This window comes from Pseudomonas sp. FR229a (assembly GCF_030209115.1).
In the GTDB taxonomy this organism is placed as follows: domain Bacteria; phylum Pseudomonadota; class Gammaproteobacteria; order Pseudomonadales; family Pseudomonadaceae; genus Aquipseudomonas; species Aquipseudomonas moraviensis_A.
On the sequence record NZ_JARVSP010000043.1, the window covers coordinates 1 to 11,011 of the forward strand.

The 11,011-nt window shown below is 61.4% G+C and carries 9 protein-coding genes and 1 pseudogene; 6 read left to right on the plus strand and 4 right to left on the minus strand.

All coding sequences use genetic code 11. The annotated features are described in order from the left end of the window. Positions 1 to 181 (plus strand): hypothetical protein (locus QRN33_RS26190; RefSeq protein WP_285410969.1); only part of this gene is annotated, 181 nt, incomplete at its 5' end. A gap of 340 nt (positions 182 to 521) precedes the next feature. On the opposite strand, the gene QRN33_RS26195 is transcribed toward QRN33_RS26190, so the two are convergent. Both QRN33_RS26195 and QRN33_RS26200 read right to left on the minus strand, forming a co-directional pair. After that, positions 522 to 1,571 carry an ATP-binding protein gene (locus tag QRN33_RS26195; protein WP_285410970.1) on the minus strand — a complete coding sequence of 350 codons (1,050 nt, stop codon included), beginning with the start codon at positions 1,569 to 1,571 and terminating at the stop codon, positions 522 to 524. Next, entirely contained in the window at positions 1,571 to 2,320 is a 750-nt protein-coding gene (locus tag QRN33_RS26200) for a response regulator (protein ID WP_064361435.1), read from the minus strand. Before QRN33_RS26200 ends, QRN33_RS26195 begins: the two co-directional genes overlap by 1 nt. 262 nt (positions 2,321 to 2,582) lie before the next feature. Here QRN33_RS26200 and pyrF point away from each other — a divergent pair, with 262 nt between their 5' ends. After that, on the plus strand, positions 2,583 to 3,281 hold the full coding sequence (gene pyrF / locus QRN33_RS26205) for an orotidine-5'-phosphate decarboxylase (protein WP_041479471.1): 699 nt from the start codon (positions 2,583 to 2,585) through the stop codon (positions 3,279 to 3,281). An 85-nt stretch (positions 3,282 to 3,366) separates the two neighbouring features. On the opposite strand, the gene QRN33_RS26210 is transcribed toward pyrF, so the two are convergent. Further along, the gene (locus QRN33_RS26210; RefSeq protein ID WP_016773662.1) at positions 3,367 to 4,371 is read right to left on the minus strand and encodes an NADP-dependent oxidoreductase; all 1,005 of its coding nucleotides are present in this window, start codon (positions 4,369 to 4,371) and stop codon (positions 3,367 to 3,369) included. Between the two features lie 235 nt (positions 4,372 to 4,606). Here QRN33_RS26210 and QRN33_RS26215 point away from each other — a divergent pair, with 235 nt between their 5' ends. The 4 genes and pseudogenes from QRN33_RS26215 (at position 4,607) to QRN33_RS26825 (ending at position 9,032) form a co-directional block, all read left to right on the plus strand. Next, positions 4,607 to 5,368 carry an SDR family oxidoreductase gene (locus tag QRN33_RS26215; RefSeq protein ID WP_042610735.1) on the plus strand — a complete coding sequence of 254 codons (762 nt, stop codon included), beginning with the start codon at positions 4,607 to 4,609 and terminating at the stop codon, positions 5,366 to 5,368. A gap of 187 nt (positions 5,369 to 5,555) precedes the next feature. Beyond that, positions 5,556 to 6,956 (plus strand): aminotransferase-like domain-containing protein, encoded by a 1,401-nt coding sequence (locus tag QRN33_RS26220; RefSeq protein ID WP_042610672.1) that lies wholly within the window; start codon positions 5,556 to 5,558, stop codon positions 6,954 to 6,956. 1,017 nt (positions 6,957 to 7,973) lie between these two features. Then, positions 7,974 to 8,171: pseudogene (locus QRN33_RS26820) on the plus strand (HAMP domain-containing protein); the annotation flags it as partial. After that, the gene (locus QRN33_RS26825; protein ID WP_376779075.1) at positions 8,169 to 9,032 is read left to right on the plus strand and encodes a methyl-accepting chemotaxis protein; all 864 of its coding nucleotides are present in this window, start codon (positions 8,169 to 8,171) and stop codon (positions 9,030 to 9,032) included. The pseudogene QRN33_RS26820 and the gene QRN33_RS26825, both read left to right, overlap by 3 nt. Before the next feature lie 784 nt (positions 9,033 to 9,816). Here the strand turns inward: QRN33_RS26825 and QRN33_RS26230 are convergent. Continuing rightward, positions 9,817 to 10,575, minus strand: coding sequence for a hypothetical protein (locus QRN33_RS26230; RefSeq protein WP_039764159.1), 759 nt, complete (start codon positions 10,573 to 10,575; stop codon positions 9,817 to 9,819). Positions 10,576 to 11,011: the final 436 nt, after the last annotated feature.

Below are 11,011 nucleotides of genomic sequence, written 5' to 3' on the forward strand. Positions count from 1 at the left end.
AAGATCAAAAGCACTCGAGCTAACGCTCATTGTTGAGTGGGGCGGCTTCGCCGCGGGCAGCTGCGCTGCTTTGCTTTTCTGTGGGAGCGAGCCCGCTCGCGAAGGCGGCCTGACAGCCGACCTGCTCTTGAGTGATACGCGATCCACTGTAGGAGCGAGCCTGCTCGCGAAGGCGGCCTGACAGCCGACCTGCTCTTGAGTGATACGCGATCCACTGTAGGAGCGAGCCTGCTCGCGAAGGCGGCCTGACAGCCGACCTGTTTCTTGAGGTTGTACCCAGTCCAAGTGTAGGAGTGAGCCTGCTCGCGATGACGTCCTCACTGCCAACCCATCGTCCTCTGAGATCACTCGATCCCCGGTGGGAGCTGGCTTGCCAGCAACAGCGCCCTCACAGCCAACCCATTATCCCGGATGAACACCACTCCAATGTGGGAGCGAGCCTGCTCGCGAAGGCGGCGTACATTCAACACAGACATTGAATGAACAGACGCCTTCGCGAGCAGGCTCGCTCCCACAGGGAGTCAGCACCGCGGCAACCGAACAATTGCGGTCAACCCGCCGCCCGGTGTGTCTTCCAGCGTCAATTGCCCGCCCAACCGCTGCGCCGCTTCGCGGGCGATGGTCATGCCCAGTCCGACGCCCCCGGAGTTGCGATTACGCGATCCCTCCAGTCGATAGAACGGCTCGAACACGGCTTCGCGTTGGTCTTCGGCGATGCCCGGTCCGTGATCGATTACCCGAATCAGCAATGCTTCACGCTGTTCCAGCAGTTCAATCCGTGCCTGTCCGGCGTAACGCAGGGCGTTATCCAGCAGGTTGTTGATGCATGAGCGCAGCGCCATCGGTTGCACCGGCAGGGGCGCGCAGTGGCCGCTGACCTGAACATCGGCGCCCTGGTCCTGGGCGTTCTCGCACAGCGATTCGACCAGCGCCTGCACGTCCAGCAGTTGCAAGGCTTCGCTGGTGCGTTGTTCGTGCAGATAGGTGAGGGTGGCGTCGAGCATGCCGATCATGTCGTCCAGGTCCTGGCGCATCTGGTTTTGCAGTTTGTCGTCGCTGATGTTTTCCAGGCGCAGTTTCAGCCGTGACAGTGGCGTGCGCAGGTCGTGGGAGACGGCGCCGAGCATGCGGGCGCGTTGCTGGACCTGTTCGCGGATACGCCGCTGCATGAGGTTGAAAGTGTGCGCGGCTTGCCGGGCTTCGCGCGGGCCGGACTCGTCGAGGGGGTCGCTGTCGAGGTCTTCGCTCAGGCGCTCGGCGGCGTCGCTCAGGCGCTGGATCGGCCGGCTGAGCAGTTTGGCGCCGTACCACGCAGCGATCATCAGCGTGATGAACTGAAAGGTCAGTGGCACCACCGGGCCACCGAACCAGGGACGCGCTTGCCTCGGTGGGTAAGCGGAATCGTGCACCGGCGGTTGGCCGTCGACGTTCGCTGTGAACGCGGGCAGCGGTGGGGGCGGCGGAGGGCCGTAGAGTTTGAACCAGGCGAAGGCCAGCAGGTGGGCCAGGACAATTGCCACGAACAGCACACCGAACAGCCTGCCGAACAATGTGTCGAAGCGCACCCTCATCAGCCAATGTCCCGCGCGTCGAACAGGTAGCCTTCACCGCGCACGGTCTTGATCAACTGCGGGGCTTTCGGGTCGTCGCCGAGTTTTTGCCGCAGGCGCGAGACCAGCAGATCGATGCTGCGGTCGAATGCTTCGATCGAGCGACCGCGGGCGGCGTCGAGCAGTTGTTCGCGGCTGAGCACGCGGCGCGGGCGTTCGAGGAAGACCCAGAGAAGGCGGAATTCAGCGTTGGACAGCGGCACTACCAGACCGTCGTCGGCGATCACTTGGCGCAGGACGCTGTTCAGGCGCCAGTGGTCGAAGCGAATGTTCGCCCGCTGCTCGGTGCGGTCGTCGCGCACGCGGCGCAGGATGGTCTGGATGCGGGCCACCAGTTCGCGCGGTTCGAATGGCTTGGCCATGTAGTCGTCGGCGCCCAGTTCCAGGCCGATGATGCGATCGGTGGGTTCGCAGCGAGCGGTGAGCATCAGGATCGGGATGTCCGATTCGGCACGCAGCCAGCGGCACAGCGACAGACCGTCCTCGCCGGGGAGCATCAGGTCGAGGACGATGACATCGAAGTGTTCGGCCTGCAGCGCCTGGCGCATTGCCGCTCCATCGGTGACGCCGCTGGCGTGGATGTTGAAGCGGGCGAGGTAATCGATCATCAGCTCACGGATCGGCACGTCATCGTCGACGATCAGCGCGCGGATGCTCCAGCGCTTGTCGTCTTTGCTTTCATCCGTCACGGTTGTCGGGGCGTTGGGCATGGGGCTGTTCACTACCAGGGGTGGTTTCAGCATAGGCGTCCAGCCGGGAGGCGGGAAGTGCTGTTGTAAGGGCGTGTTGCGCCGGGCGAGGCTAACCCGGGTGCGTGTTGCCGGCGTGTCGGTTGTGTATCGGAGTCGACACAATGACCGTGGCGGCTACGCTGAACACCGCCGGCGCGACGATTTACCGATCATCGGGTGCCGCGCCGCCGCCGGTTCCGCTACAATGCGCGCCGTTTTCGACCAGCCTGAGAGCCCATCCATGTCCGCCTGCCAGACTCCTATCATCGTCGCCCTGGATTTTCCCACCCGTGACGCCGCACTGAAGCTGGCCGACCAGTTGGACCCGAAACTGTGCCGGGTCAAAGTGGGCAAGGAACTGTTCACCAGTTGCGCGGCGGAAATCGTCGGCACCCTGCGTGACAAGGGCTTCGAAGTGTTCCTGGACCTGAAATTCCACGACATCCCCAACACCACGGCGATGGCCGTGAAAGCCGCTGCGGAGATGGGCGTGTGGATGGTCAACGTGCACTGCTCCGGTGGCCTGCGCATGATGGCCGCCTGCCGTGAAGAGCTGGACAAGCGCAGCGGCCCGCAACCGCTGTTGATCGGTGTGACCGTGCTGACCAGCATGGAGCGCGAGGATCTGGCGGGTATCGGTCTGGACATCGAGCCGCAGGAGCAAGTGCTGCGGCTGGCGGCCCTGGCCGAGAAGGCCGGGATGGACGGTCTGGTGTGTTCAGCGCTGGAGGCGTCGGCGCTGAAAACCGCGCACCCGTCGCTGCAACTGGTCACGCCGGGGATTCGCCCGGCGGGCAGCGCGCAGGACGATCAGCGCCGCATTCTGACCCCGCGTCAGGCGCTGGATGCCGGTTCCGACTACCTGGTGATCGGTCGCCCGATCAGCCAGGCGGCGAACCCGGCCCAAGCCTTGGCCGCGGTCGTAGCCGAAATCGCCTAAAAGATCGCAGCCTTCGGCAGCTCCTACAGAGCCATGTGAACACCTGTAGGAGCTGCGGAACGCTGCGATCTTTTGATCTTCTGTCTTAAACCTTCAACACCAATTTGCCAAAGTTCTCACCGTTGAACAGTTTCATCAGCGTCTCCGGGAACGTCTCCAGCCCTTCAACCACATCTTCCTTGCTCTTGAGCTGCCCGTTGGCCATCCAGCCGGCCATCTCCTGCGCGGCACTGGCAAACTGCGCGGCGTAGTCCATCACCACAAAACCTTCCATACGCGCGCGATTGACCAGCAGTGACAGGTAATTGGCGGGCCCCTTGACCGCCTCTTTATTGTTGTACTGGCTGATCGCGCCGCAGATCACCACCCGCGCCTTCATGTTCAAGCGGCTCAGCACCGCATCGAGAATGTCGCCGCCGACGTTATCGAAGTACACGTCGACGCCTTTCGGACATTCGCGCTTCAGTCCCGCCACCACGTCTTCAGCCTTGTAATCGATGGCGCCGTCGAAGCCCAATTCGTCGATGAGGAATTTGCACTTGTCGGCACCGCCGGCAATGCCGACGACGCGGCAGCCTTTGATTTTGGCGATCTGCCCGGCGACGCTGCCCACCGCACCTGCCGCGCCGGACAGCACCACGGTGTCACCGGCTTTTGGGGCGCCCACATCTAACAGGGCGAAGTAGGCGGTCATGCCGGTCATGCCCAGCGCAGACAGGTAACGCGGCAATGGTGCGAGTTTCGGATCGACCTTGTAGAAGCCGCGCGGCTCGCCGAGGAAATAATCCTGCACGCCGAGGGCACCGTTGACGTAATCGCCCACGGCAAAACCGGGATTGTTCGAGGCGATGACTTTTCCCACGCCCAGTGCGCGCATGACTTCACCGAGGCCGACCGGCGGGATGTAGGACTTGCCTTCGTTCATCCAGCCGCGCATGGCCGGATCCAGAGACAAATATTCGTTCTTGACCAGAATCTGTCCCGCCTGTGGTTCGCCGACCGGTACTTCCTGATAAGTGAAAGTCTCGCGGGTCGCGGCGCCCACTGGGCGTTTGGCGAGCAGGAACTGGCGATTGGTCTGGTTGGTCATGACAGGCACTCGAACGGAATGAAGCTTTGTTGATAGACCTTCAGCGCCGATGTCGCAAGGTTGGCTGATCCGGCGAATGCAGGTCGATCCAGTGCAGTGATGGTTGCAGGTGGGGTTTTATCACTGCAACGCATGGACCCATAAACGGCTTCTGGATAGTGCTGACGCACCGCCACCGCAGCTGGCTATGCTGCAACGCCAACATCCCGGCTTCTTTGCCTTCGAGGACATATCCATGAGCATGACGTTTTCCGGTCAGGTGGTTGTAATCACGGGAGCGGCCCACGGCATCGGCCGGGCGACCGCTCTGGCGTTTGCCGCGCAGGGCCTGAAAGTCGTGGTGGCTGACCTGGATGCGGCCGGTGGTGAAGGCACGGTGGCGCTGATTCGTACAGCCGGTGGCGAAGCGGCCTTCGTGCGCTGCGACGTAACGCTGGAAAGTGATGTAAAAAATCTGATGGACGAGGTGATCAATACCTACGGTCGGCTCGACTACGCCTTCAACAACGCCGGGATCGAAATCGAGAAAGGCAAACTTGCCGACGGTTCGCTCGACGAATTCGACGCGATCATGGGCGTCAACGTCAAAGGCGTCTGGCTGTGCATGAAGTATCAGTTGCCGTTGCTGCTGGCTCAGGGCGGTGGGGCGATCGTCAACACGGCATCGGTGGCCGGGCTGGGCGCGGCACCGAAAATGAGTATCTACGCGGCGTCGAAACATGCAGTGATCGGCCTGACCAAATCGGCGGCAATCGAATATGCGAAGAAGAAAATCCGCGTCAACGCGGTGTGCCCGGCGGTGATCGATACGGACATGTTCCGGCGTGCTTACGAAGCCGATCCGAAGAAGGGCGAATTCGCCAACGCCATGCACCCGGTCGGGCGCATCGGCAAGGTCGAGGAAATCGCCAGTGCGGTGCTGTACCTGTGCAGCGATGGCGCGGCGTTCACTACCGGGCACTCACTGGCGGTGGACGGTGGCGTGACGGCGTTCTGAATGTGTCCGCTTCTAAAGAGCCCGCCTTCGTGCGGGTTTTTTTGTCCCGCGTTCTGTGGGCGTGAATCCGTTAAACAATGTGTATCAAATAGTTAGAACTGCTGCATTTGGCGGCGTTGTCGCACAGCCTCGGCGGCGCGGCTGTGATTTACTGCTGCCAGCAAAACTGACAGGAGTTTGCGAGCTCATGGAACTGAGAATTGACCGACAGGCAATGGTGCCGGTCGTGCAGCAGATTGTGGACGGACTGACGGACTGGATCGTGCAAAGCGGCATCCCGCCGGCCACCCGGTTGCCCTCCGTGCGGCAAATCGCCCGGGGCAATCTGCTCAGCCAGTCGTGCGTCGTCGAAGCCTGCGAGCGCCTGGTTTCGCAGGGTATTCTGACCACGCGTCAGGGGGCCGGATTTATTGTCGCGGCGTCGGCGACCGTGAGCGGTGCAGAGCCGGAACTGGGCGTGTTCGAGGGGCGCCATGCCTGGTGTGATGAGATGAGCGCCACGACCAGTCGCCTGAAGCTGGGGCAGGGCAGCCTGCCGCCGAGCTGGCGTGAGCCCGACGACCTCAGCTACGCGTTACGCGAGGTAGCGCGGACCGACATGGCCAGTCTGTTCAATTACAGCTCGCCGCTGGGCCTGCCAGCGTTGCGCGAACAGATCGTCAAGCGTCTCAAAGCAATGAATATCGAAGCCTGTGGCAGCCGGTTGATGAGCACCAGCGGCGCCAGTCATGCGCTGGATCTGATCGTGCGCACCTTGTTCAAGGCCGGCGACTGTGTGGTGGTGGAAACGCCTGGTCATGCACCGTTGTTTGACCTGTTGCGCATGCACGGCGTACGCATGCTCGAAGTCCGACGTACGCCGAACGGGCCGGACATCGAAATGCTTGAATCGGTGCTGCGTCAGTTTCGTCCCGTCGCTTTGTTCATCGGCAGTCACCACCACAATCCCACCGGCAGTTGCCTGACGCCCGCTGTCGCCCAGCGCATCGTGCAACTGAGCAAGACCTACGATCTGCGCGTGATCGAGGACGATGTCTATGCCGATCTGCACACGGGCAACGGCACCCGCCTCGCGGCGCTGGACCATGAGGGGCGGGTCATCTATGTGGGCAGTTTCTCCAAGACCCTGAGCAGTTCGTTGCGGGTGGGTTTTGTGCTGGCTGAGCGCGAACTCGTCATGCGCCTGGCCGAGGTCAAGATGATCAGCGGCCTGGGTTGTTCAAGGCTGGCCGAGGCAGTGCTGGCCCGCCTGATGGCGACGGGCGCGTATCGCAAACTGGTGCAGCGTCAGCGCCAGCGCTTGAATGCTGATCGCGCGGCGGCCCTGCAGGCCCTGGAAGATGCCGACTGGGAAGTGTTCGGCAAGCCGGTTGGCGGGCTGTTCATCTGGGCGCGGGCGCGGTTGAAGGATCAGGCGTTGGTGCGCAGGCAGGCGCAGCGTTGCGGGCTGGAGTTATCGGCAGCGGACGCCTTCAGTCCCAGCGGCGAGGCCGGTGACTGGCAGCGCATCAATGTCGCCTGTGCCTGCGACCCGCGTGCCCGGCAGTTTTTCCGCAATACCTGCGCGGATCGACCTCCAGCATTCTGAAAACGACGCGGGCGTAGCTTTTTGCCATTATTCCGACGCCCGAGACTTGTGCTGGTCCGAGCCCGTTGCGAATCTTCGGCAACAGACTTTGGCAGGGGACTACGCGCAATGATTTCGGCCGTGCAAGGACGTTTTGCCAACCTCGGTATGGCGAAAAAACTGGGTATCGGATTTGTGCTGGTCTTGCTGCTGACTGCATTGGTCGCGGCGATCGGGGTCTGGTCCCTGCAAGCCATCAGTCTGCGTTTCGACGGCTTGAAGCAGATGTCTGCGCTCAACAGCGGCCTGCTCAAGGTGCGTCTGCTCGAGCAGGAGTACGCCCTGCGTGGCAATCCGAAAACCGCCGATGCCCTGCGCGAAGGTGTCGATGGGCTGATCGTCCTTGCCGGTGAGCTCAAGGCGCATACGCCGGCCAATGTGCCGGTGATGAGCGATGTCGAGCAAGCGCTGGGCGCGTATCGCAAGGCGTTCGATGAATTCGTTTCGCTGAGCCAGGCCAAGGACCTCGCGCTGGAAATGGCCAGTTGGTCGGTGTCCAGCGTGGCCAATAATCTCGACGTGTTGCAGGCCGGGCTCGCCGATGATGGCGCCTACACGCTGAAAGACACCGAGGGCAAGGACGGCGCCCAGTTCATCGAACAGGCCAGTCAGGTCAGTCAGGTCTCGCGGCTGATGTTGCAGGCAATGAACGAAGCGCGCGTGCGCCTGGATCAGAGTCGCAAGGGCGATCCCGACAATGCGGGTCAAGGCAATATTGAACAGGCGGCGCAAGCACAAGAGCAGGCCGAGGCGCTGAAAACCACGGTCAAGGACGAGGGCTATCTGACCGTGCTCAATGAAGTGTCGGGGCACATCGCCGGGTTCAACGAAAAACTCGCTGAATACACTGGCCTGCTGGCGCAGGAAAAAACTGTCTACGACCAACTGCATCAGCGTGCCGCGCAGGTGATGGATCGAGTGAATCAGGCCTATGTCGCCGAAGACGCTTCGATGCAGGCCGAGCTGAAGAAGAACTCGATGCTGATCATCGGCTCCTCGGCGCTGGCCTTGTTGGTCGGATTGCTCGCCGCCTGGGTGATCACACGGCTGATCGTGGCGCCGCTGCGCAGTGTGATTCGCGTGGCTCAGCAGATTGCTGCGGGTGATCTGACGGCGAAGGTCGAGGTGACGCGCCGCGATGAAATGGGTCAGTTGATGCTGGCGATGCAGCAGATGGCTGCAGGCCTTGGCACGATTGTCAGTGGCTTGCAGGCCGGGATCGAACGCCTGGCCGGTTCCGCGCAATCGCTGTCAGCGGTGACGGAGCAAACCAACCTGGAGGTCAACAGCCAGAAAGAAGAAACCGAGCAGGTGGCCACGGCCATGAATCAGATGACCGCCACTGTGCATGACGTCGCGCGCAATGCCGAAGAAGCGGCGCTGGCAGCGCAGACAGCGGATGACAAGGTCGAGAGCGGCCAGCAGGTTGTGCGCCAGAGCATGGCGCGGATCGAGCAGTTGGCCGATTCGGCGACTTCCGCCAGTTCGAGTATCGAGAGCCTCAGCGCCGAGATTCAGAATATCGGCACGGTGCTGGAGGTGATCAAGAGCGTGGCCGAGCAGACCAATCTGTTGGCGCTGAACGCGGCCATCGAAGCGGCGCGGGCCGGTGAGCAGGGCAGGGGATTTGCGGTGGTGGCCGATGAGGTGCGCGCACTGGCACGGCGCACGCAGCAATCGACCGAGGAGATCGAGCGTCTGGTCAGTGCCTTGCGGGCGGCGGCGCAGTCGTCGGTGCAGCAGATTCGCAGCAGCGGCGAGCTGGTGAAGCTGGCGGTCAGTGATGCGTTGCAGACCGAGAGTGCGCTGGGGAGTATTGCGGCGGCGGTGTCGTTGATTCAGCAGATGAATCAGCAGATTGCGGCGGCGGCGGAGGAGCAGAGTTCGGTGGCGGAGGAAATCAATCGCAGTGTCACGCAGATTCGCGCGAGCGCGGATCACTCTTCGCTGGCGATGCGCGGGAATGCGGCTTCGAGTGTTGAGCTGGCGCAGTTGGGGGGGGAGTTGCGCTCGATGGTTGGGCATTTTCGGCTTTGAGCCTTGGCGGCCTCTGGGCCGACCAGGCTGAGGGTGGTTTTGGTGAATATCCGTTGCTGCGGGTGTTGCTTCTGGCGGTTCCGCCCTTACGGCGGGTCACTTTGGCAAACGCCCCAAAGTAACCAAAGGTCTGTGCCCTGACGTTCGGCCCCTCGCTGGGGCTCGGGGTTCCTTCGCTACGAGATCGATCCTGGCGCAGCGGCTCCGGTTTGCTTCGCTGCACCTACACTCGCTGTGTTTGGCTGCGCCAAACGGTCGCTGCGCTCCCACGCCCGGATCAATCCCTCCGCTCAGCCTGCCGACGGGCTCCCAGATCAAGATCAAAAGCGGGACTCGAGCTAACGCTCATCGTGTGTAGGAGCTGCCGAAGGCTGCGATCTTTTGTTGTTGTTGTTGTTGTTGTTGTTGTTGTTGTTGTTGTTGTTGCTGTTGCTGTTGCTGTTGCTGTTGTGGGAGCGAGCCTGCTCGCGAAGGCGGCCTGACAGCCAACCTGTTCTTGAGTGCTAGGTGATCCAACTGTAGGAGCTGCCGAAGGCTGCGATCTTTTGATTTTGCTTTTCTGTGGGAGCGAGCCTGCTCGCGAAGGCGGTCTGACAGCCGACCTGTTCTTGAGTGTTACCCAATCCAACTGTAGGAGCTGCCGAAGGCTGCGATCTTTTGCTTTTGACTTTGCTTTTCTGTGGGAGCGAGCCTGCTCGCGATGGCGATCTTCAAATCACACCCTCTTTAACCCCCCCACAAAAAAGCCACCGATTACGGTGGCTTCTTTCCCGGCATTCGCGCCTCAGTCGTAAATCACTTTCTTCTTCCAGTCCGCATCCGCTTCGACATCCTTCAAACCAGCGGTCAATTGGTTTTCTTCACCTTCAACCGGGGCAATCTTGTCCATGACCTGGGCATTGGCGCGCGCGAGGAGTTTTTCCAGGTATTGCAGTTGCTCGGCGTACATCTGCGGATCCTGTTGTTTGCGCAGATATTGCACGCCACGTTCGAAGGCGAGGCGGGCCTGGCCGGGTTGGTTTTGTTGCAGGGACTGTTGGCCCAGGTTGTTGAAGAATTCGATGTGCAGCAGAACAAGGATGTGGCGCACTTCGCGAATCCATTGTTTGGCTTCGTTCGGTGGCAGGAAGCCGTCGTGCGCGGCGCGGGTGATCTGGCCGTGCAGGGCTTCGAGGAGGAAGCGCACGTCTTTGGCCTTGGCTTCGGTCAGGATCGGCGCCGGCGGGTTGTTGACCGGGATCGATTCGCCCTGGGCCACCAGGGCACTGAGTTCGGTGATCCGGGCCTTGGTGGTCGCGCTGGTTTTTTCCAGATTGAGCAGGCGCTGGCAGACGTTTAGTTCCAGGCGGGTCAGCAGCAGCTTGAGCGCCGGGGTCATGAACTGGCCGGGGAAGGTTTCGGTCAGTTCACCGCAGCGGCGCAGGCGGTCGTTGAGTTCGACTTTGGTGCGGGCCTTCTCCAGTTTATTGTTTTCCACCACATGGTTCATGTAGCCAATGGCGATCAGAATTGCGATCCCGGCTACGACTAGCAGGGTGATCATGAGTGGTGTCACCGGTAAGACCTCTTTATAGGGTTCGCATGCGAGTGTAGTGGCTGGGCATTTAGGCGCCTAGCGCCGCTCGACGGGTTTGATCGGCTGCTGCAATCTGTATCGGCCGCCGGCTGTATAGATGAATGCTGGCGCTTGATGTGCAGATTGCCATCACTGTGCGGTGGACTATAACGTCTTGGCGAGTGGCGGAATATAGGCGTCAGGTTGCGGATGACGGAAAAGCCCTGCGCAGCCCTTAATCCAGGTCGAAGTCATTGATTTAAATAAATTTATATCAAGGGGTTGACGACCTCTCAATCCATCCATAGAATGCGCGCCACTTGCAGCGTAAAGCACACAGCGAAACGCGGCAGGGAGTGAATGTTGTAGTGTGTCCCCTTCGTCTAGTGGCCTAGGACACCGCCCTTTCACGGCGGTAACAGGG